General features: G+C 41.9%; 16 protein-coding genes and 2 pseudogenes. 14 read left to right on the forward strand and 4 right to left on the reverse strand.

The genetic code is table 11. The annotated features are described in order from the left end of the window. Positions 1-118 precede the first annotated feature (118 nt). From vncR to B4W83_RS01915, 3 genes are all read left to right on the forward strand, one after another. Positions 119-775 carry a response regulator transcription factor VncR gene (vncR, locus tag B4W83_RS01905; protein ID WP_000697964.1) on the forward strand — a complete coding sequence of 219 codons (657 nt, stop codon included), beginning with the start codon at positions 119-121 and terminating at the stop codon, positions 773-775. Beyond that, on the forward strand, positions 772-2,100 hold the full coding sequence (gene vncS / locus B4W83_RS01910) for a sensor histidine kinase VncS (RefSeq protein ID WP_001254965.1): 1,329 nt from the start codon (positions 772-774) through the stop codon (positions 2,098-2,100). Before vncR ends, vncS begins: the two co-directional genes overlap by 4 nt. Positions 2,101-2,240: 140 nt before the next feature. Further along, complete coding sequence (locus B4W83_RS01915) at positions 2,241-3,122, forward strand: class II fructose-bisphosphate aldolase (RefSeq protein ID WP_001019001.1); 882 nt, start codon at positions 2,241-2,243, stop codon at positions 3,120-3,122. A gap of 320 nt (positions 3,123-3,442) precedes the next feature. Here the strand turns inward: B4W83_RS01915 and B4W83_RS01920 are convergent, their stop codons facing one another. The 3 genes and pseudogenes from B4W83_RS01920 to B4W83_RS13225 all read right to left on the reverse strand — a co-directional run. Next, positions 3,443-4,633, reverse strand: a complete 1,191-nt coding sequence (locus B4W83_RS01920) for a ferredoxin reductase family protein (RefSeq protein ID WP_000835818.1) — start codon at positions 4,631-4,633, stop codon at positions 3,443-3,445. Between the two features lie 295 nt (positions 4,634-4,928). Further along, positions 4,929-5,588: an amino acid ABC transporter permease gene (locus B4W83_RS01935; RefSeq protein WP_000443886.1), complete on the reverse strand. Its 660-nt coding sequence runs from the start codon at positions 5,586-5,588 to the stop codon at positions 4,929-4,931. Positions 5,589-5,825: 237 nt separating this feature from the next. After that, positions 5,826-6,456, reverse strand: a pseudogene (locus B4W83_RS13225) (amino acid ABC transporter ATP-binding protein); the annotation flags it as partial. 176 nt (positions 6,457-6,632) lie between these two features. On the opposite strand from B4W83_RS13225, the gene recJ reads away from it, so the two are divergent. From recJ to B4W83_RS01985, 8 genes are all read left to right on the forward strand, one after another. Further along, positions 6,633-8,855 carry a single-stranded-DNA-specific exonuclease RecJ gene (gene recJ / locus B4W83_RS01950; protein WP_000632601.1) on the forward strand — a complete coding sequence of 741 codons (2,223 nt, stop codon included), beginning with the start codon at positions 6,633-6,635 and terminating at the stop codon, positions 8,853-8,855. Between the two features lie 173 nt (positions 8,856-9,028). Beyond that, a complete protein-coding gene (locus B4W83_RS01955) occupies positions 9,029-10,690 on the forward strand; it encodes a ribonuclease J (protein ID WP_000065628.1) in 1,662 nt (553 codons plus the stop codon). Positions 10,691-10,758: 68 nt separating this feature from the next. Beyond that, positions 10,759-11,538 carry an alpha/beta hydrolase gene (locus B4W83_RS01960; RefSeq protein WP_000290005.1) on the forward strand — a complete coding sequence of 260 codons (780 nt, stop codon included), beginning with the start codon at positions 10,759-10,761 and terminating at the stop codon, positions 11,536-11,538. 111 nt (positions 11,539-11,649) lie between these two features. Then, complete coding sequence (murM, locus tag B4W83_RS01965; protein ID WP_000286543.1) at positions 11,650-12,870, forward strand: peptidoglycan bridge formation alanyltransferase MurM; 1,221 nt, start codon at positions 11,650-11,652, stop codon at positions 12,868-12,870. A gap of 4 nt (positions 12,871-12,874) precedes the next feature. Further along, the gene (gene murN, locus B4W83_RS01970; protein ID WP_001174050.1) at positions 12,875-14,107 is read left to right on the forward strand and encodes a peptidoglycan bridge formation alanyltransferase MurN; all 1,233 of its coding nucleotides are present in this window, start codon (positions 12,875-12,877) and stop codon (positions 14,105-14,107) included. Positions 14,108-14,185: 78 nt separating this feature from the next. After that, positions 14,186-14,887: a M57 family metalloprotease gene (locus B4W83_RS01975; protein ID WP_001267402.1), complete on the forward strand. Its 702-nt coding sequence runs from the start codon at positions 14,186-14,188 to the stop codon at positions 14,885-14,887. 38 nt (positions 14,888-14,925) lie between these two features. After that, a complete protein-coding gene (gene uvrC, locus B4W83_RS01980) occupies positions 14,926-16,773 on the forward strand; it encodes an excinuclease ABC subunit UvrC (RefSeq protein ID WP_001061162.1) in 1,848 nt (615 codons plus the stop codon). Beyond that, entirely contained in the window at positions 16,763-17,596 is an 834-nt protein-coding gene (locus B4W83_RS01985) for a metallophosphoesterase family protein (RefSeq protein ID WP_001015744.1), read from the forward strand. The genes uvrC and B4W83_RS01985 overlap by 11 nt, the downstream gene beginning before the upstream one ends. A gap of 179 nt (positions 17,597-17,775) precedes the next feature. Here B4W83_RS01985 and B4W83_RS01990 read toward each other — a convergent pair whose 3' ends face one another. Next, positions 17,776-18,576, reverse strand: coding sequence for an amino acid ABC transporter substrate-binding protein (locus B4W83_RS01990; protein ID WP_000714611.1), 801 nt, complete (start codon positions 18,574-18,576; stop codon positions 17,776-17,778). Positions 18,577-18,746: 170 nt separating this feature from the next. Here B4W83_RS01990 and B4W83_RS02000 point away from each other — a divergent pair, with 170 nt between their 5' ends. The 3 genes and pseudogenes from B4W83_RS02000 to B4W83_RS02010 all read left to right on the forward strand — a co-directional run bounded on the left by B4W83_RS02000 (position 18,747) and on the right by B4W83_RS02010 (position 21,396). Next, positions 18,747-19,352, forward strand: a complete 606-nt coding sequence (locus B4W83_RS02000) for a nitroreductase family protein (protein WP_000670162.1) — start codon at positions 18,747-18,749, stop codon at positions 19,350-19,352. Between the two features lie 12 nt (positions 19,353-19,364). Beyond that, the gene (gene pepV, locus B4W83_RS02005; RefSeq protein ID WP_000125065.1) at positions 19,365-20,765 is read left to right on the forward strand and encodes a dipeptidase PepV; all 1,401 of its coding nucleotides are present in this window, start codon (positions 19,365-19,367) and stop codon (positions 20,763-20,765) included. 53 nt (positions 20,766-20,818) lie between these two features. After that, positions 20,819-21,396 (forward strand): annotated as a pseudogene (locus B4W83_RS02010) (uracil-DNA glycosylase family protein). The last annotated feature ends 75 nt before the right edge of the window (positions 21,397-21,471 follow it).

Below are 21,471 nucleotides of genomic sequence, written 5' to 3' on the forward strand. Positions count from 1 at the left end.
CGTCAGTCTTATCTACAACCTCAAAGCAGTGCTTTGAGCAACCTGCGGCTAGCTTCCTAGTTTGCTTTTTGATTTTTATTGAGTATAAGAAAAATAAAAAATAGAGAGCAGTTAAAGTATGAAAATTTTAATTGTAGAAGATGAAGAGATGATCCGTGAGGGGGTCAGTGATTATTTGACGGATTGTGGCTATGAAACCCTTGAGGCTGCAGATGGGCAAGAAGCCTTAGAAAAATTTTCCAGCTATGAAGTAGCCTTGATTTTACTAGATATCCAGATGCCCAAGCTCAATGGTCTAGAAGTCCTAGCTGAGATTCGTAAAACCAGTCAGGTTCCTGTCTTGATGCTGACCGCCTTTCAGGATGAGGAATACAAGATGAGTGCCTTTGCTTCTCTGGCAGATGGCTATCTGGAAAAGCCCTTCTCCCTCTCCCTCTTAAAAGTGAGGGTGGATGCAATTTTCAAGAGATACTACGATACAGGACGAATCTTCTCTTATAAAGATGCCAGGGTGGATTTTGAGAGCTACAGTGCCAGTCTAGCAGGTCAAGAAGTGCTTATCAATGCCAAAGAGTTGGAAATTCTGGACTATCTGGTGAAAAATGAAGGCCGGGCCTTGACTCGGTCTCAGATAATCGATGCCGTCTGGAAAGCGACAGATGAGGTTCCCTTTGACCGTGTCATTGATGTTTATATCAAGGAATTGCGGAAAAAGCTAGACTTGGACTGCATCCTCACTGTGCGCAATGTTGGTTATAAATTGGAGCGAAAATGAGACGAACAGGTTTATTTACAAAGATATTTATCTATACCTTCTCGATATTTAGTGTTCTGGTTATCTGCCTTCATTTAGCTATTTATTTTCTATTTCCCTCGACTTATCTGAGTCATCGTCAGGAAACCATTGGCCAGAAAGCGACAGCTATTGCCAAGTCCCTAGAAGGAAAGGATAGGCAGAGCATCGAGCAAGTGTTAGAGCTGTATTCCCAGACTAGTGATATCAAGGGGGGCGTTAAGGGCGAGATGACAGAGGACAAGTTAGAAGTCAAGGACAGCATTCCTCTGGATACGGACCGTCAGACCACCTCTCTCTTTATTGAGGAGCGTGAGGTGACAACGCAAGATGGTAGCACCATGACTCTCCAGTTTCTGGTTTCTATGGATTTGCAAAAGGAAGCAGAGCAAATCAGTCTCCAATTTCTTCCCTATACCTTGCTGGCATCCTTTCTAATTTCCCTCTTGGTGGCCTACATCTATGCTCGGACCATTGTTGCCCCGATCTTGGAAATCAAACGGGTGACTCGTAGAATGATGGAACTGGATTCCCAAGTGCGATTGCGCGTGGATTCTAGGGATGAGATTGGTGATCTCAAGGAACAAATCAATAGCCTCTACCAGCATCTTTTGACTGTCATTGCAGACTTGCATGACAAGAATGAAGCCATTCTCCAGCTGGAGAAGATGAAGGTCGAATTCCTACGAGGGGCTTCTCATGAACTGAAAACACCGCTGGCTAGTTTGAAAATCCTGATCGAAAACATGAAAGAGAATATCGGTCGTTATAAGGATAGAGACCAGTATCTGGGAGTTGCCTTGGGGATTGTGGATGAACTCAATCACCATGTTCTGCAGATACTTTCCCTCTCTTCTGTGCAGGAGTTGCGAGATGATAGGGAAGAAATTGACCTCCTCCAGATGACACAAAGTCTGGTTAAGGATTATGCCTTGCTCGCCAAGGAAAGAGAGCTCCAGATTGACAATAGTTTGACCCATCAGCAGGCTTATCTAAACCCATCAGTTATGAAGTTGATTCTTTCTAATCTCATCAGCAATGCCATCAAGCACTCTGTTCCAGGTGGCTTGGTTGGCATTGGAGAAAGAGAAGGGGAACTCTTTATCGAGAATAGCTGTAGCTCAGAAGAACAAGAAAAACTAGCCCAGTCTTTTTCTGATAATGCTAGTCGCAAGCCCAAAGGGCCTGGGATGGGACTCTTTGTGGTCAAGAGTCTATTGGAACATGAAAAATTAGCTTATCATTTCGAGATGGAGGAGAATCGTTTAACCTTCTTCATAGCTTTTCCAAAAGTCGCCCAAGACTAGAGATAGAAAGGGTTTACATGGATGAAGCTAGAAGAAATTAAATCGAAACTACGGGAAAAACTAGATTTTTTTGTCAAAAAGTGATAAAATGAACAATGTAAATGGGGTGACCCATAAAAATATACAGGAGGCCTGATAAAATGGCAATCGTTTCAGCAGAAAAATTTGTCCAAGCAGCTCGTGACAACGGTTATGCAGTTGGTGGATTTAACACAAACAACCTTGAGTGGACTCAAGCTATCTTGCGCGCAGCAGAAGCTAAAAAAGCTCCAGTTTTGATCCAAACTTCAATGGGTGCTGCTAAATACATGGGTGGTTACAAAGTTGCTCGCAACTTGATCGCTAACCTTGTTGAATCAATGGGTATCACTGTACCAGTAGCTATCCACCTTGACCACGGCCACTACGAAGATGCACTTGAGTGTATCGAAGTTGGTTACACTTCAATCATGTTTGACGGTTCACACCTTCCAGTTGAAGAAAACCTTAAATTGGCTAAAGAAGTTGTTGAAAAAGCACACGCTAAAGGTATCTCAGTAGAAGCTGAAGTTGGTACTATCGGTGGTGAAGAAGACGGAATCATCGGTAAAGGTGAATTGGCTCCAATCGAAGACGCTAAAGCAATGGTTGAAACTGGTATCGACTTCTTGGCAGCTGGTATCGGTAACATCCACGGTCCTTACCCAGCAAACTGGGAAGGTCTTGACCTTGACCACTTGCAAAAATTGACAGAAGCTCTTCCAGGATTCCCAATCGTATTGCACGGTGGTTCAGGTATTCCTGATGAGCAAATCCAAGCAGCTATCAAACTTGGTGTTGCCAAAGTTAACGTTAACACAGAATGCCAAATCGCATTCGCTAACGCAACTCGTAAATTTGCTCGTGACTACGAAGCAAACGAAGCAGAATACGATAAGAAAAAACTCTTCGACCCACGTAAATTCTTGGCTGACGGTGTAAAAGCTATCCAAGCATCGGTTGAAGAACGTATCGACGTATTCGGTTCAGAAGGTAAAGCATAATCTAGCTGAATAATACAGATAAAACCTGCCTGTGAGGGTGGGTTTTTTGATTTCAAGCTACTCGTTTTAGTATAGTAAACTGAATCTAGACTAGCACAATGCTGCTTCTATAGCGTTTTGAAACTAGAACAGGACAATATAACTGCTAAAATATTTCTATAAATTCATTTGATTTTCCTAATCAATTTGTTCGTATCCTATTTCATTCCACTATAAAACATTCTTATCAATTGATTTGAATTCCAAAATTTCATCGCTCTGGTCTTATTTCATTTGGCTATAAAAAACTCTCCTGGGGAATCCCAGGAGAGTATGAGTACTTATTTGAACTTGAATCCTTCGTAAATAAGCTCTGCTTTTGGATTTTGTTTCTTAATCTGTTTGGCAAGTGTCTTCATCATAGAAAGGGGACCACACATATAGACGGTTGCATGTTTGGGCACTTCTTTTTGTTCAAAATTAAGATAGCCGTCTTTCGTACTGTCGATTAGATGGAGTTCAAAATTAGGATTTTTCTGAGCATAGTTACGGAGTAAATCTAGGTAGACTGCATTTTCATCTCCACGGAAGCTATAGTAGAAGTGAACCTGTTTATCTAAAATAGGATGTTCACGGATGTAAGAGATGAAGGGGGTGATCCCAATACCTCCAGCAATCCAAACCTGATTTTCTCGTCCTTCTTCTATGATCATGTGTCCGTAAGCTCTGTCTAGGGTTACTTTGCTGCCGGCTTGAAGATTATCATAGATATTATTGGTATGGTCGCCTGAATTTTTAACAGTAAAGTAAAGAGTTTGGCCATGACCTCCTGAGATAGAAAAGGGATGCGGAGCACTTTCAAAGCCTTCTTGGAAAATCTTTAGAAAGGCAAATTGTCCTGATTGATAGTTGAAAGGTCTGCTAAGATGGATTTGAATTTCTCTAGTATCGTGATTTAAGCGTTTGAGATGGGTAATTTTCCCTAGATAGGGGAAGGAAATCTTTTGATATAGAAAAATGATATAAAAACCAGCTAGTAAGCCTAAAAGGGCATAGCTACCAACAAGAAAACTTAGAAGATTAAATGTAAGGAGACGATTGCCCATTATCATGTAGATGTGAAAGAGTCCTAAAATATAGGCTAGGTAAACCAGGCGGTGAATCCATCGCCAAGCTTCGTATTGGATGTATTTGCCTAAATAGGCGACAAGGATGATGCTGGCAAAGATATAGATGGCAAGATTACCAAACTGAGCAGCTAAGCGAGAGCCCCACAAACCGCCCATACTAAAGTTATGAAAGATTAGTAGGATGATTGAGAGAAAGGCTGTGAATTTGTGGACGGTGTAGACCTTCTCCAAACCGTGAAACCAGCTTTCTAGTAGTGGGAGACGAGTGGCTAGGATAAAAGTCAGAGATAGGCTTGTTAAAGCTAGTCCTGGAATCATGAATTGGGGAGAAGTGTTCATCCAAGTCAAAAGAGTCAAGATAAAACTAGCTATGATAAAGAGTAGTCCTTTGATTGATTTCATAGAAAATTCCATTTCATTTAGATTTCGATTTGTTGTAAATGAATTTGTTACATTTTATCATAGAAAATGTATGGTGTCAAATCTAGGTGTGTAAATCTCTGTTCTTATAAAAAACTCTCCAATTGAACTGGAGAGTGGCTGTTTATACTCAATGAAAATCAAAGAGCAAACTAGGAAGCTAGCCCGCAGGCTGCTCAAAACACCGTTTTGAGGTTGTAGATGAAACTGACGAAGTCAGTAACCATACATACGGCAAGGTGAAGCTGACGTGGTTTGAAGAGATTTTCGAAGAGTATTATTCTGCAGCTTGTTGCCAACGTTTGGCTAGCATATGAGACAGGCTAGAAATGGCTAGGTTAAAGCTGAAGTAGATGAGGGCAATCAGTATATAAAGACTGAAGACCTGCTCTGGTTCGAAATAACGGCCCATGAGAATTTGGCTGGCTCCAAAGAGTTCTTGTAGGGCGATAACAGAGTAGAGGAGACTGGTATCCTTAATCACGGTTACAAACTGAGAAATGATGGCTGGCAGCATTTTACGAATGGCTTGTGGGAGAATGATGTAGTAGAGGATTTGGGCTGAAGTGAAGCCTTGTGACATTCCTGCTTCGTACTGCCCCTTGGCTACGGCATTGAGACCGCCTCGGATAATCTCAGCTAAAGCCGCTGATGTAAAGAGTGTGAAGGCAGTGATTCCTGCTGGAGTGGATTTCATCTTGAAAATTAAAAAGATAGTAAAGATCCAGAGAAGGTTGGGAACGTTGCGCACAAATTCGATATAAATGCTGGAAATAATGCGCAAGACAGGATTTTTGCCATTTCTCATGACAGCTAGCACCGTACCGATAAGGGTAGAGAGGACGATGGCAATCAGAGAAATGTAGAGGGTCAAGCCAAATCCTTTAAAGATAAAGACTAGGTTATCTGGGGTCAAAACTTCTAAAATGGATTCCATAGTAACCTCCTAAAGTGAATAGGCTTTTTTATTAGCTTGTTCCATCTTGTGACCAAACTGGGCAACAGGGAAGCATAGAGAAAAGTAGAGAAGGGCAGCGCCTAGAAAGGCTGGAATGTAGTTTCCGTTAAGTGCTGACCAAGACTTGGTCACAAACATCAAGTCCACTCCAGAGATGATAGCGACTGTTGAGGTGTTCTTGATGAGGTTGACAATTTGGTTGGTCAAAGGAGGGAGAATGATGCGGTCGGCAACTTCACGGGCAAAGCCCATTTCATGGGTAACGACAATCATATTCATACCATCGTGGGCCAATTTTTGCATAACCGCTAGAACATCGCCGATGGTTTCAGGGTCAAGAGCAGATGTTGGTTCATCAAAGAGAAGAAGCTCAGGATGCATAGCGAGTCCACGTGCAATGACAATCCGTTGCTTTTGTCCACCAGACAGCATGGCTGGATAAGAATCTTTTTTATCCCACATATTTACAAATTCCAGATATTTTTGAGCTGTTTTTTCAGCTTCTTTTTTATCAATTCCTAGAACTTTTATGGGTGCGAGTGTTACGTTTTCTAACACTGTTTTATGCGGATAGAGGTTAAAATGCTGGAAAACCATGCCGACTTCCTTACGAAGAGGCACCAAATCTTTCTGGCTGGCACCAGCAACTTGGTGGCCATTGACTAGAAGACTTCCCCTTGTCAACAGCCTCCAAACCATTGATGGTGCGGATAAGAGTGGATTTTCCAGAACCAGATGGTCCGAGTAGGACAACGACTTGTCCTTTTTCAAAACGGAGATTGATGTCGCGGAGTGCGTGGTAGTTTCCGTAATATTTTTCGACGTGTTCAAATTCTACTAAAGCCATAAGGAGTCTCCTTTGCATTAGATTTTATAACATGATTCTGCACCAAAAGATTTGTCTTGTCAAATCATATCTGAAAAAATTCACTAAAATTTTATAAAAAAGCAATCTGGATAGAGAAAACGTCTAAATCATGTTATAATGAAGCAATAGAATTCTTAGAAAGAGTGGATGTCTTTTTGATAACACCTACTTATGAATGGCAGTTTGCCCCGCAGGTAGAAGATGCGGATTTTACAAAGATAGCCAAGAAGGCTGGACTGGGTCCTGAGGTGGCTCGGTTATTGTTTGAGAGAGGGATTCAGGACCAAGAAAGTCTGAAGAAGTTTTTAGAACCTTCCTTGGAGAATTTGCATGACCCTTATCTGCTCCATGATATGGACAAGGCAGTGGAACGGATTCGTCAGGCCATTGAAGAAGGGGAAAATATTCTCGTTTATGGAGACTACGATGCGGATGGCATGACTTCGGCTTCGATTGTGAAGGAAAGTTTGGAACAACTTGGTGCTGAGTGCCGAGTTTACCTGCCAAATCGTTTTACCGATGGCTATGGCCCTAATGCTAGTGTTTATAAATACTTTATCGAGCAAGAAGGGATTTCCTTGATTGTGACGGTGGACAATGGGGTTGTTGGTCATGAGGCTATTGCATTGGCTCAGTCTATGGGAGTAGATGTCATTGTGACTGACCACCATTCCATGCCTGAAACCCTACCAGATGCCTATGCCATCGTTCATCCTGAACATCCGGATGCGGACTATCCTTTCAAATATTTGGCTGGTTGTGGAGTTGCTTTCAAGTTGGCTTGTGCCCTGTTAGAAGAAGTACAAGTGGAATTGCTTGATTTGGTCGCTATTGGTACCATTGCTGATATGGTTAGTTTGACAGATGAGAACCGTATCTTGGTTCAGTATGGTCTGGAAATGTTGGGACATACTCAGCGCATTGGTTTACAAGAAATGCTGGATATGGCTGGGATTGCTGCCAACGAAGTAACAGAAGAAACGGTTGGTTTCCAGATTGCCCCTCGTTTGAATGCCTTGGGCCGCTTGGATGATCCTAATCCAGCCATTGATTTGTTGACTGGCTTTGATGATGAGGAGGCTCACGAGATTGCCCTTATGATTCATCAGAAAAATGAAGAGCGCAAGGAAATTGTCCAGTCTATCTATGAAGAAACTAAGACCATGGTGGACCCTGAGAAGAAGGTCCAAGTCTTGGCCAAGGAAGGCTGGAATCCTGGGGTTCTGGGTATCGTGGCTGGTCGTTTGTTGGAAGAACTAGGGCAGACAGTTATTGTTCTTAATATAGAAGACGGTCGTGCTAAGGGCAGTGCTCGTAGTGTGGAAGCGGTCGATATTTTTGAGGCTCTGGATCCTCATCGAGACCTCTTCATCGCCTTTGGAGGTCATGCTGGCGCTGCAGGAATGACGCTGGAAGTTGAGAAACTTTCAGATTTATCTCAGGTTTTGGAAGATTATGTCCGTGAAAAAGGCGCAGATGCTGGTGGCAAGAATAAGTTAAACCTAGATGAAGAGTTGGATTTGGAGACTTTGAGTCTTGAAACAGTCAAGAACTTTGAGCGCTTGGCACCTTTTGGAATGGACAATCAGAAACCTGTCTTTTATATCAAGAATTTTCAGGTCGAAAGTGCCCGTACTATGGGTGCAGGCAACGCCCATCTCAAGCTGAAAATTTCCAAGGGTGAGGCGAGTTTTGAAGTGGTAGCCTTTGGACAAGGTAGATGGGCAACAGAATTTGCTCAAACCAAGAATCTAGAGTTGGCAGTCAAATTGTCTGTCAATCAATGGAATGGCCAAACTGCCCTCCAGTTGATGATGGTGGATGTGCGTGTGGAAGGTGTTCAACTTTTTAACATTCGTGGGAAGAATGCAGTATTACCAGAGGGAGTTCCAGTCTTGGATTTTGATGGAGAACTGCCGAATCTGGCGGCTAGTGAAGCGGTTGTCGTGAAAACCGTTCCTGAGGATATTACTCAGCTGAAGACCATTTTTCAGGAACAGCATTTCTCTGCTGTCTATTTCAAAAATGATATTGACAAGGCCTACTATCTGACAGGGTATGGGACCAGAGAGCAATTTGCCAAATTGTATAAGACTATTTACCAGTTCCCAGAGTTTGATATTCGCTATAAGCTGAAGGATTTGGCTACTTATCTCAATATTCAACAAATCTTGCTGGTCAAGATGATTCAAGTATTTGAAGAACTAGGCTTTGTGACCATCAAAGATGGTGTCATGACAGTCAATAAAGAAGCGCCAAAGCGAGAGATAGGAGAAAGTCAGATTTATCAAAATCTCAAACAAACTGTCAAAGACCAAGAAATGATGGTCCTGGGTACCGTGCAAGAAATTTATGATTTTTTGATGGAAAAAGAGTAGAAGTTAGGAAAGAGTTGGGCAACCAGCTCTTTTTTGAAAACAAATCTTCATTTTGAAAATCATCAAAAAAATGGTATAATGGTAGGAAAAGATTCGGCTAACAGTAATAGTGCTTTTAGAATAAGAGGGTAAGCAACCCTATAATCAAGATAAACTAAGATTTTGGAGGAAAAATGAGTAATATTAGTTTAACAACACTTGGTGGTGTACGTGAAAATGGGAAAAATATGTACATTGCTGAAATTGGAGAGTCCATTTTTGTTTTGAATGCAGGGTTAAAATATCCCGAAAATGAACAATTAGGGGTCGATGTGGTGATTCCAAAGATGGACTACCTTTTTGAAAATAAAGATCGAATTGCTGGGGTATTTTTAACTCACGGACATGCAGATGCTATTGGTGCTCTGCCTTATCTCTTGGCTGAAGCCAAGGTACCTGTATTTGGCTCTGAGTTGACCATTGAGTTGGCAAAGCTCTTTGTCAAAGGAAATGACGCAGTCAAGAAATTTAATGATTTTCATGTTATTGATGAAGATACGGAGATTGATTTTGGTGGGACAGTGGTTTCCTTCTTCCCTACGACTTACTCCGTTCCAGAGAGCCTGGGAATTGTCTTGAAGACAGCTGAAGGTAGCATCGTTTATACAGGTGACTTCAAATTTGACCAGACAGCTAGTGAATCCTATGCGACAGACTTCGCTCGTTTGGCAGAAATCGGTCGTGACGGCGTCCTGGCTCTCCTCAGTGATTCGGCCAATGCGGACAGCAATATTCAGGTGGCTAGTGAAAGTGAAGTTAGAGATGAAATTACCCAAACCATTGCTGACTGGGAAGGTCGTATCATCGTTGCAGCTGTTTCCAGTAACCTTTCTCGTATCCAGCAGATTTTTGACGCTGCGGATAAAACAGGTCGACGTATCGTCTTGACAGGATTTGATATTGAAAATATCGTCCGCACAGCGATTCGTCTCAAGAAGTTGTCTTTAGCCAACGAAATTCTCTTGATTAAGCCGAAAGATATGTCTCGCTTTGAAGACCATGAGTTGATTATTCTTGAGACAGGTCGTATGGGTGAACCTATCAATGGACTTCGTAAGATGTCGATTGGTCGCCATCGTTATGTAGAAATCAAGGATGGGGACCTGGTCTATATTGCTACGGCTCCGTCTATTGCTAAAGAAGCCTTCGTTGCGCGTGTGGAAAACATGATTTACCAAGCTGGCGGTGTTGTCAAATTGATCACCCAAAGCTTACGTGTGTCAGGACATGGAAATGCGCGTGATTTGCAGTTGATGATTAATCTCTTGCAACCCAAGTATCTCTTCCCGATTCAAGGGGAATACCGTGAGTTGGATGCCCATGCTAAGGCTGCTATGGCAGTTGGGATGTTGCCAGAACGCATTTTCATCCCTAAAAAGGGAACCAGCATGGCTTATGAGAATGGGGACTTTGTCCCAGCTGGTGCGGTTTCAGCAGGGGATGTCTTGATTGACGGGAATGCCATTGGTGATGTTGGTAATGTGGTTCTTCGTGACCGTAAGGTCTTGTCAGAGGACGGTATTTTCATCGTCGCAATCACCGTTAACCGTCGTGAGAAGAAAATTGTGGCCAAGGCCCGTGTTCACACGCGTGGATTTGTTTATCTCAAGAAGAGCCGCGATATTCTCCGTGAAAGTTCAGAATTGATTAACAAAACGGTAGAAGACTATCTTCAAGGAGATGACTTTGACTGGGCAGATCTTAAAGGCAAGGTTCGGGATAATCTGACCAAGTATCTCTTTGATCAAACTAAGCGTCGTCCAGCTATTCTACCAGTAGTCATGGAAGCAAAATAATCATTGAAATAAGTAAAGATAAAGTCTAGTTTCGGCTTTTTCTTATCGGAAAATAGAAGGAGAAAATCATGGCAGTAATGAAAATCGAGTATTACTCACAAGTTTTGGATATGGAGTGGGGAGTGAATGTCCTCTACCCCGATGCCAATCGAGTGGAAGAACCAGATTGTGAAGATATTCCCGTCTTGTACCTCTTGCACGGGATGTCTGGCAATCATAATAGTTGGCTCAAGCGGACCAATGTAGAACGCTTGCTTCGAGCTACTAATCTCATTGTTGTTATGCCTAATACCAGCAACGGTTGGTACACCGATACCCAATATGGTTTTGACTACTACACGGCTCTAGCAGAGGAATTGCCACAGGTTTTGAAACGCTTCTTCCCTAATATGACCAGTAAGCGTGAAAAGACCTTTATCGCTGGTCTCTCCATGGGAGGCTACGGCTGTTTCAAATTGGCTCTTGCGACAAATCGTTTTTCTCATGCAGCTAGTTTTTCAGGTGCTCTCAGCTTTCAAAATTTTTCTCCTGAGAGCCAAAATCTGGGAAGTCCAGCCTACTGGAGAGGTGTTTTTGGAGAGATTAGAGACTGGACAACTAGTCCCTATTCTCTTGAAAGTCTGGCTAAAAAATCGGATAAAAAGACCAAACTTTGGGCGTGGTGTGGCGAACAGGATTTCTTGTATGAAGCCAATAATCTAGCAGTGAAAAATCTCAAAAAATTAGGTTTTGATGTGACCTATAGCCATAGCACTGGAACTCACGAGTGGTATTATTGGGAAAAACAATTGGAACGGTTCTTAGCAACCCTACCGATTGATTTCAAATTAGAAGAGAGATTGACTTAGTTTGAACTTCAGCATAGGGGGAGTAGGACTAAAATAAAATATGTTTTCACTAGACTTTTCAAACGAAAGTAGTAGAATAGTAATAAGATACTGGAGGAAAGAGAGTAGGAAATGTACCGTTATCAAATTGGCATTCCCGCATTAGAATATGATCAGTTTGTCAAAGACCATGAATTAGCCAATGTATTACAAAGTAGCGCTTGGGAAGAAGTGAAGTCTGACTGGGAACATGAGAAGTTTGGTGTTTACAGGGAAGAAGAATTACTGGCGACAGCTAGTATTTTGATTAGAACTCTTCCGCTAGGCTATAAAATGTTTTACATCCCAAGAGGACCTATATTGGATTATGGGGATACAGAACTTTTGAGTTTTGTCATTCAGTCTATTAAGTCCTATGCTCGCAGTAAGAGAGCTATTTTTGTGACTTTTGACCCAAGTATTTGCCTGTCTCAAAGTTTAATCAATCAGGAAAAGACAGAATATCCTGAAAATCTGGCTATTATTGATAGTTTGCAACAAATGGGAGTAAGGTGGTCAGGAAAAACAGAGGAAATGGGAGACACCATTCAACCTCGTATTCAGGCGAAAATATACAAGGAAAATTTTGAAGAAGATAAACTTTCCAAGTCAACAAAACAGGCTATTCGAACAGCACGGAATAAGGGGGTAGAGATTCAATTTGGTGGAACTGAATTATTGGAGTCTTTTTCCTTTTTGATGAAAAAAACCGAGAAGCGGAAAGAGATTCATTTGAGGAATGAAGCCTATTATAAAAAGTTATTAGATAATTTTAAGGACAAGGCCTATATCACCTTGGCAACCTTGGATGTCTCTAAACGTTCGCAAGAATTAGAAGAACAGTTAGCGAAAAACAGAGCCTTGGAAGAGACCTTTACTGAGTCGACTCGCACTTCAAAAGTAGAAGCGCAGAAGAAGGAAAAAGAACGTTTGTTAGAGGAATTGACTTTCCTGCAGGAATATATGGATGCAGGTCAAGCAAGAGTTCCCTTAGCGGCTACCTTGACTTTAGAATTCGGACAAACTTCTGTCAATCTATACGCAGGAATGGATGAAGATTTTAGACGTTATAAAGCTCCTATTTTGACTTGGTATGAGACGGCTCGATATTCCTTTGAACGTGGCATTTTATGGCAAAATTTAGGAGGCGTCGAGAATGCTTTAGATGGTGGACTCTATCGTTTTAAAGCTAATTTTAATCCAACGATTGAAGAATATTTGGGTGAATTTACAATGCCTACCCATCTTCTCTATCCTCTGTTAAGACTTGCTCTTGATTTCCGTAAAACATTAAGAAAAAAACATAGAAAGTAAGTATATGGCACTAATTACACTCACGAAAGAAGAGTTTCAAGCTTATTCTGGTCAGGTTTCTTCTCGTTCCTTTATGCAATCGATCCAGATGGGGGAGTTGTTAGAAAAAAGAGGGGCTCGAATTGTTTATCTTGCTTTGAAACAAGAAGGAGAAATTCAAGTTGCAGCTCTGGTTTATAGCTTGCCCATGCTGGGTGGTCTGCATATGGAGCTCAATTCGGGGCCGATTTATACCCAACAAGATGTCCTTCCAGTTTTTTATGAAGAGTTAAAAGAATATGCCAAGCAAAATGGTGTATTAGAGTTGCTTGTAAAACCTTATGAAACTTATCAAACTTTTGATAGCCAAGGTAATCCGATAGATGCTGAGAAAAAAAGTATCATTCAAGATTTAACTGATTTAGGTTATCAATTTGATGGATTGACGACAGGGTATCCAGGTGGAGAACCAGATTGGTTATACTATAAAGATTTGACTGAATTAACTGAAAAGAATTTGCTTAAAAGTTTTAGCAAAAAGGGAAAACCCTCGGTGAAAAAGGCTGAAACCTTTGGCATTCGATTGAAAAAGTTAAAACGTGAAGAACTATCGATTTTTAAGAACATCACAAAAGAGACCTCTGAACGTAGAGAATATAGTGATAAAAGTTTAGAATACTATGAGCATTTTTATGATGCTTTTGGAGAACAAGCGGAGTTTCTCATAGCAAGCTTAAATTTTTCGGACTATATGAGCAAATTGCAAGGTGAACAAAGTAAACTAGAAGAAATCTTGGACAAGTTGCGACTTGATTTGAGTAAAAATCCTCATTCTGAGAAAAAACAAAATCAACTGAGAGAATATTCTAGTCAATTTGAAACGTTTGAAGTTCGAAAAGCAGAAGCGCGAGACTTGATTGAAAAATATGGGGAAGAAGATATTGTTTTAGCTGGGAGTTTATTTGTTTATATGCCTCAGGAAACGACTTACCTCTTTAGTGGTTCCTACACTGAATTTAATAAGTTCTATGCCCCTGCACTGCTTCAAAAATATGTTATGTTGGAAAGCATAAAACGTGGAATACCTAAATACAACTTCCTAGGCATTCAAGGGATTTTTGATGGTAGTGATGGTGTTTTGCGTTTTAAACAGAATTTTAATGGCTATATTGTACGCAAAGCAGGTACTTTCCGTTACCATCCATCGCCTTTAAAATACAAAGCTATTCAATTACTCAAAAAAATAGTAGGACGTTAAGATGAAAAAGCCAGTATTTAGCTTTCTTTTAGCTTCTTTTAGTAAAATAGACTTTATTTGCTAGAAAGGTGGAGGGACATGCGCTGGCTTTTTCGTTTGATAGGGGCTTTCTTTTCTTTTGTGTGGCGTTTGTTTTGGCGCCTGGTTTGGATAGTTGTGCTCTTATGTGCTCTTGCTTTCGGTCTTCTCTGGTATCTGAACGGGGATTTTCAAGGAGCGCTAAAGCAAGCAGAACGGTCAGTAAAGATTGGTCAACAAAGTATCGACCAATGGGGAAAAACAGGGCAACTGCCTAAGTTAAGCCAGACTGATAGCCACCAGCATTCTGAAGGAAGGTGGCCGCAGGATTCTGCTCGTATTTACTTGGATCCCCAGATGGATTCACGCTTTCAAGAGGCGTATTTAGAAGCAATTCAGAACTGGAATCAAACTGGTGCTTTTAACTTTGAACTCGTGACTGAGTCTAGTAAGGCGGATATTACGGCTACGGAGATGAACGACGGAGGCACTCCTGTGGCAGGAGAGGCGGAAAGTCAAACTAATCTCTTAACAGGGCAATTCTTATCCGTAACGGTGCGCTTGAATCATTATTATCTGTCCAATCCTGACTATGGCTATTCCTATGAGCGCCTTGTCCATACGGCAGAACATGAGTTGGGGCATGCGATTGGCTTGGATCATACAGATGAGAAGTCTGTCATGCAACCAGCAGGTTCTTTTTATGGTATCCAGGAAGAGGATGTTGAAAGACTTCGAAAATTATATGAGACCAATGAGTAGGGGACTATTTTTCCCTACTTTTTTGCTATAATGGAATTATGAACAACTTGATTAAATCAAAACTAGAGCTCTTGCCGACCAGCCCTGGTTGTTACATTCACAAGGATAAAAACGGCACCATTATCTATGTAGGAAAGGCTAAAAATCTGCGTAACCGCGTGCGGTCCTATTTCCGTGGAAGTCATGATACCAAAACAGAGGCTTTGGTGTCTGAAATTGTAGATTTTGAATTTATCGTTACGGAGTCTAATATTGAGGCACTTCTCCTAGAAATCAACCTGATCAAGGAAAATAAGCCTAAATACAATATCATGCTCAAGGATGACAAGTCCTATCCCTTCATCAAAATCACTAATGAGCGCTATCCACGCTTGATTATCACTCGTCAGGTCAAGAAGGACGGAGGTCTCTACTTTGGTCCCTATCCAGATGTGGGGGCGGCCAATGAAATCAAGCGACTACTGGATCGGATTTTCCCTTTTCGTAAGTGTACCAATCCACCGTCTAAGGTCTGTTTTTACTACCATATCGGCCAATGCATGAGCCACACCATCTGTAAGAAGGATGAGGACTATTTCAAGTCTATGGCTCAGGAGGTTTCTGATTTTCTGAAAGGGCAAGATGATAAAATCATTGATAACCTCAAGGGCAAAATGGCAGCGGCGGCTCAGACTATGGAGTTTGAACGTGCGGCGGAATATCGTGACCTGATTCAGGCTATTGGAACGCTTCGAACCAAGCAACGGGTTATGGCTAAGGATCTCCAAAATCGCGATGTCTTTGGCTACTATGTGGACAAGGGATGGATGTGTGTTCAGGTTTTCTTTGTTCGTCAGGGCAAGCTCATTGAGCGCGATGTCAATCTTTTTCCCTACTACAACGATCCGGATGAGGACTTCTTGACCTATGTGGGACAATTCTATCAAGAAAAATCTCATCTAGTTCCCAATGAGGTACTGATTCCGCAGGATATTGACCAAGAAGCTGTCAAGGCTTTGGTGGATTCCAAGATTCTTAAGCCTCAACGTGGAGAGAAAAAGCAGCTGGTCAATTTAGCTATAAAAAATGCACGCGTTAGTCTGGAGCAGAAATTTAACCTGCTAGAAAAATCAGTCGAAAAGACCCAAGGAGCTATTGAAAATCTAGGACGTTTGCTCCAAATTCCGACTCCAGTTCGCATCGAGTCCTTCGATAATTCCAACATCATGGGGACTAGTCCTGTTTCAGCTATGGTGGTCTTTGTCAACGGCAAACCAAGTAAAAAAGATTATCGTAAGTATAAAATCAAGACTGTCGTTGGACCAGACGACTATGCCAGTATGCGTGAGGTTATTCGCAGACGTTATGGTCGAGTACAACGAGAAGGTTTGACTCCTCCAGATTTGATTGTCATTGATGGGGGACAAGGGCAAGTCAATATCGCCAAGCAAGTCATCCAAGAGGAACTAGGTTTGGATATTCCAATTGCAGGTCTGCAAAAGAATGATAAGCACCAAACCCATGAATTGCTCTTTGGAGATCCGCTGGAAGTGGTGGACTTGTCTCGTAATTCTCAAGAATTTTTCCTCCTTCAACGCATTCAAGATGAGGTGCACCGCTTTGCTATCACTTTCCACCGCCAACTGCGCTCTAAAAATTCCTTTTCATCACAATTGGATGGGATTGACGGTCTGGGATCTAAACGCAAGCAAAATCTCATGAGGCACTTCAAGTCTCTGACCAAAATCAAGGAAGCAAGTGTGGATGAGATTGTCGAAGTCGGAGTACCAAGAGCAGTAGCAGAAGCAGTTCAGAGGAAGTTGAATCCGCAGGAGGCAGAAGTCTTGCCTCAAGTGGCGGAAGAAAGTGTAGAATACCAAACAGAAGGAGACCATCATGAACCATAAAATCGCAATTTTATCAGATATTCATGGCAATGCGACGGCGCTAGAAGCAGTGATTGCAGATGCTAAAAATCAAGGGGCCAGTGAATATTGGCTTCTGGGAGATATTTTTCTTCCTGGTCCAGGCGCAAATGACTTAGTCGCCCTGCTAAAGGACCTTCCTATCACAACCAGTGTTCGAGGCAATTGGGATGATCGTGTCCTTGAGGCCTTGGATGGCGAATATGGTTTGGAACATCCGAAAGAAATCCAGTCAATGCGCATGACCCAGTTTTTGATGGATCAAATGGATCCTGCAACGATTGTCTGGCTACGAAGCTTGCCTTTGCTGGAAAAGAAAGAAATTGACGGATTGCGCTTTTCTATCTCTCATAATTTGCCAAATAAGAACTATGGTGGTGACTTGCTAGTTGAGAATGATACAGAGAAATTTGACCAACTCCTCGATGAGGAAACGGACGTGGCAGTCTATGGTCATGTTCACAAGCAGTTGCTTCGTTATGGCAGTCAAGGGCAACAAATCATCAATCCAGGGTCGATTGGCATGCCCTATTTTAATTGGGAGGCGTTAAAAAATCACCGTGCCCAGTATGTCGTGATAGAAGTTGAAGATGGGGAATTGGTAAATATCCTATTTCGTAAAGTCGCTTATGACTATGAAGCGGAGTTAGAACTGGCCAAGTCCAAGGGGCTTCCCTTTATCGAAATGTATGAAGAACTACGTCGTGAAGATAACTATCAGGGACACAATCTGGAACTCTTAGCCAGCTTAATAGAAAAGCATGGGTATGTAGAGGATGTGAAAGATTATTTTGATTTTTTGTAAAAGTTTCCTAAAATAACCAATGCAAACTAAAAACGATTGGCTGGCCCAATCGTTTTTAATATATCTTATACTCAATGAAAATCAAAGAGCAAACTAGGAAGCTAGCCGTAGGTTGCTCAAAGCACAGCTTTGAGGTTGCAGATAAAGCTGACGTGGTTTGAAGAGATATTCGAAGAGTATTATTGTAACTGAGATTGATCTGGAAGATAAGAACCCCCTAGATAGGTATTACTGAGTTTTTCAAGGGTTCCGTCTTGGTAGAGTTCTTTGAGCGCTTTATCAAATTTATCTTTAAACTCTTTTTGGTCGCTTGAGAAAACGATATAGTTGTTGGGGCTATCGGCAGAAGGTAAATCAACGACTGAGAGGTTTAAGTCACGGTCCTTGATAATCTTTTGAACGGATACCTTGTCAAAAACTAGGAAATCAAACTCTCCGTTAGCAAGGTCTAGGATTCGTTTACCGATATCTTCACCAGAAAAATCGATAGTAGCAGGATTGTCAGGGTGTTTTTGATTCCAGTTATTGATGAATTGAGCGTTTGAAGTTCCAGTATCTTCTTGTGTTGTTTTGCCAGCGATTTGGTCAAGTGAAGTCAGAGGATTTTTCTTGTTGCTGACAAGGACGAGGGGATTGTTTGAAATTGGAAGTGAGTAGAGGTATTTTTCAGCACGCTCTTTTGTGTAACTCAAGTTATTTGCCGCAGCCTGATAGTGACCAGAATCAAGTCCTGGGAAGATGCTCTCCCAGGCAGTTCTTTGGAATTGAATCTCGTAGTCGCTGAGTTTTTCATCCACTGCCTTTAGAACTTCAATATCGAATCCTGTCAGATTGCCTTTATCTTCGTAGTCAAATGGTGGCACATCGCCAGCTGTAGCAACGACGATTGCCTTTTGAGAATTAGTCTCTTTGGGTGTGGATTGATTCCCACAGGCAACTAAAAAGGGGATGATGGCTAGTAATAGGCTGAATTTTTTCATAATGTCTCCATTCAAATGTAAAGTACTTGCTAGTTTATCAGAAACTTTCTTGATGAACCAATATATATTTTTTATGGCTGTAATAAAAAAACTTAATCATGAAAAATCCCTGCAAGCTCTTTCAAATTATGGTAGAATGGAAGCAGTAGAATTAGAAAAGGAAATCGATTATGAAATTTCTTGAATTAAATAAAAAACGTCATGCGACTAAGCATTTCACTGATAAGCCAGTGGATCCAAAAGATGTGCGTACGGCTATCGAAATTGCAACCTTGGCACCAAGTGCCCACAACAGCCAGCCTTGGAAATTTGTAGTGGTGCGTGAGAAAAATGCCGAACTAGCAAAATTGGCTTACGGTTCAAACTTTGAACAGGTATCATCAGCGCCTGTAACCATTGCCCTCTTTACAGACACAGATTTGGCTAAACGCGCTCGTAAGATTGCTCGTGTTGGTGGTGCTAATAACTTTTCTGAAGAGCAACTTCAATATTTTATGAAGAATTTGCCTGCTGAATTTGCACGCTACAATGAACAACAAGTCAGCGACTACCTAGCACTCAATGCAGGTTTGGTTGCTATGAACTTGGTTCTCGCTCTTACAGACCAAGGAATTGGTTCCAATATTATCCTTGGTTTTGACAAATCAAAAGTTAATGAAGTTTTGGAAATCGAAGACCGTTTCCGCCCAGAACTCTTGATCACAGTGGGTTACACAGACGACAAATTGGAACCAAGCTACCGCTTGCCAGTAGATGAAATCATCGAGAAAAGATAGAAAGAAGAAAAAATGACAGCAATTGATTTTACAGCAGAAGTAGAAAAACGCAAAGAAGACCTCTTGGCTGACTTGTTTAGCCTTTTGGAAATCAACTCAGAACGTGATGACAGCAAAGTTGATGCTGAGCATCCATTTGGGCCTGGGCCGGTCAAAGCTTTGGAAAAATTCCTTGAAATCGCAGACCGCGATGGCTACCCAACTAAAAATGTTGACAACTACGCAGGACATTTTGAGTTTGGTGATGGAGAAGAAGTTCTCGGAATCTTTGCTCACATGGACGTGGTGCCAGCTGGTAGCGGTTGGGACACAGATCCTTACACACCGACTATCAAAGACGGTCGCCTTTATGCGCGTGGTGCTTCAGATGACAAGGGACCTACAACAGCTTGTTACTATGGTTTGAAAATCATCAAAGAATTGGGCCTTCCAACTTCTAAAAAAGTTCGCTTCATCGTCGGAACAGACGAAGAATCAGGCTGGGCAGACATGGACTACTACTTCGAGCACGTAGGACTTGCCAAACCAGACTTCGGTTTCTCTCCAGACGCTGAATTCCCTATCATCAATGGTGAAAAAGGAAATATCACGGAATACCTTCACTTTGCAGGAGAAAATACAGGTGCAGCTCGTCTTCACAGCTTCACAGGTGGTTTACGTGAAAACATGGTGCCTGAATCAGCAACAGCTGTTGTTTCAGGAGATTTGGCTGACTTGCAAGCTAAACTAGATGCCTTTGTTGCAGAACACAAACTTAGAGGAGAATTTCAAGAAGAAAATGGTCAATACAAGGTGACGATCATTGGTAAATCAGCCCACGGTGCTATGCCTGCTTCAGGTATCAATGGTGCGACTTACCTAGCCCTCTTCCTTAGCCAGTTTGACTTTGCTGGTCCAGCAAAAGACTACCTTGACATCGCTGGAAAAATTCTATTGAACGACCATGAAGGTGAAAGTCTCAAGATTGCTCATGTGGATGAAAAGATGGGTGCTCTTTCTATGAATGCAGGCGTCTTCCGCTTTGATGAAACAAGCGCTGATAATACCATTGCCCTTAATATCCGCTATCCAAAAGGAACAAGTCCAGAGCAAATCAAGTCAATCCTTGAAAACTTGCCGGTTGCTTCTGTTAGCCTTTCTGAACATGGTCATACGCCTCACTATGTGCCAATGGAAGATCCACTTGTGCAAACCTTGTTGAATGTTTATGAAAAACAAACTGGCCTTAAAGGTCACGAGCAAGTTATCGGTGGTGGAACCTTTGGTCGCTTGTTAGAGCGCGGAGTTGCCTATGGTGCTATGTTCCCAGACTCAATTGACACCATGCACCAAGCCAATGAATTTATCGCCTTGGATGATCTCTTCCGAGCAGCAGCAATCTATGCCGAAGCTATTTATGAATTGATCAAATAAAACGATAGAAGTCTGAGATTGTATGCTTGGACTTCTTTTTGGAGGGAAAGTAGATGTCTCAAATTGAAAGAATCAAGCAGGCTATCATGGCGGATCCGCAGAATGCTAGCTATACAGAGCGTGGCATCGAGCCTCTTTTGCAGCACCAAAGACTGCTCGCATCAATATCATCGGTCAAGCACCGGGGCTTAAAACACAGGAGGCAGGCCTTTACTGGAAGGATAAGAGTGGTGACCGCCTGAGAGACTGGCTAGGTGTGGATGAAGATGCCTTTTACAATTCAGGTTATTTTGCTGTTTTGCCTATGGATTTCTACTTTCCAGGGCATGGTAAGTCAGGCGACCTGCCACCGCGAACTGGTTTTGCAGAAAAATGGCATCCGCAGCTCTTACAGGAATTGCCTGATATTCAGTTAACCCTCTTGATTGGGCAATATGCCCAAGCCTACTATTTACAGGAGAAAATCAGTGGGAAGGTAACGGAGAGGGTGAAACACTATAAAGACTATCTGCCAACCTATTTTCCACTAGTTCACCCCTCACCACGAAATCAAATCTGGATGGCCAAAAATCCTTGGTTTGAGTCAGAAGTGGTGCCAGATTTGAAAAAAAGAATTAAAACCATTTTATAGTCAATGAAAATCAAAGAGCAAACTAGGAAGCTAGCCGCAGGTTGCTCAAAGTACAGCTTTGAGGTTGTGGATAGA

The organism is Streptococcus pseudopneumoniae ATCC BAA-960 = CCUG 49455, from assembly GCF_002087075.1.
Classification (GTDB): Bacteria; Bacillota; Bacilli; order Lactobacillales; family Streptococcaceae; genus Streptococcus; species Streptococcus pseudopneumoniae.

Coding starts and splice junctions, on each gene's coding strand:
- vncS (WP_001254965.1), top strand. CDS start 772: ATGAGACGAACAGGTTTATTTACAAAGATATTTATCTATACCTTCTCG.
- pepV (WP_000125065.1), top strand. CDS start 19,365: ATGACAGCAATTGATTTTACAGCAGAAGTAGAAAAACGCAAAGAAGAC.
- B4W83_RS02000 (WP_000670162.1), top strand. CDS start 18,747: ATGAAATTTCTTGAATTAAATAAAAAACGTCATGCGACTAAGCATTTC.
- murM (WP_000286543.1), top strand. CDS start 11,650: ATGTACCGTTATCAAATTGGCATTCCCGCATTAGAATATGATCAGTTT.
- vncR (WP_000697964.1), top strand. CDS start 119: ATGAAAATTTTAATTGTAGAAGATGAAGAGATGATCCGTGAGGGGGTC.
- B4W83_RS01960 (WP_000290005.1), top strand. CDS start 10,759: ATGGCAGTAATGAAAATCGAGTATTACTCACAAGTTTTGGATATGGAG.
- B4W83_RS01955 (WP_000065628.1), top strand. CDS start 9,029: ATGAGTAATATTAGTTTAACAACACTTGGTGGTGTACGTGAAAATGGG.
- B4W83_RS01920 (WP_000835818.1), bottom strand. CDS start 4,633: ATGAAATCAATCAAAGGACTACTCTTTATCATAGCTAGTTTTATCTTG.
- B4W83_RS01975 (WP_001267402.1), top strand. CDS start 14,186: ATGCGCTGGCTTTTTCGTTTGATAGGGGCTTTCTTTTCTTTTGTGTGG.
- B4W83_RS01935 (WP_000443886.1), bottom strand. CDS start 5,588: ATGGAATCCATTTTAGAAGTTTTGACCCCAGATAACCTAGTCTTTATC.
- B4W83_RS01985 (WP_001015744.1), top strand. CDS start 16,763: ATGAACCATAAAATCGCAATTTTATCAGATATTCATGGCAATGCGACG.
- uvrC (WP_001061162.1), top strand. CDS start 14,926: ATGAACAACTTGATTAAATCAAAACTAGAGCTCTTGCCGACCAGCCCT.
- B4W83_RS01990 (WP_000714611.1), bottom strand. CDS start 18,576: ATGAAAAAATTCAGCCTATTACTAGCCATCATCCCCTTTTTAGTTGCC.
- murN (WP_001174050.1), top strand. CDS start 12,875: ATGGCACTAATTACACTCACGAAAGAAGAGTTTCAAGCTTATTCTGGT.
- B4W83_RS01915 (WP_001019001.1), top strand. CDS start 2,241: ATGGCAATCGTTTCAGCAGAAAAATTTGTCCAAGCAGCTCGTGACAAC.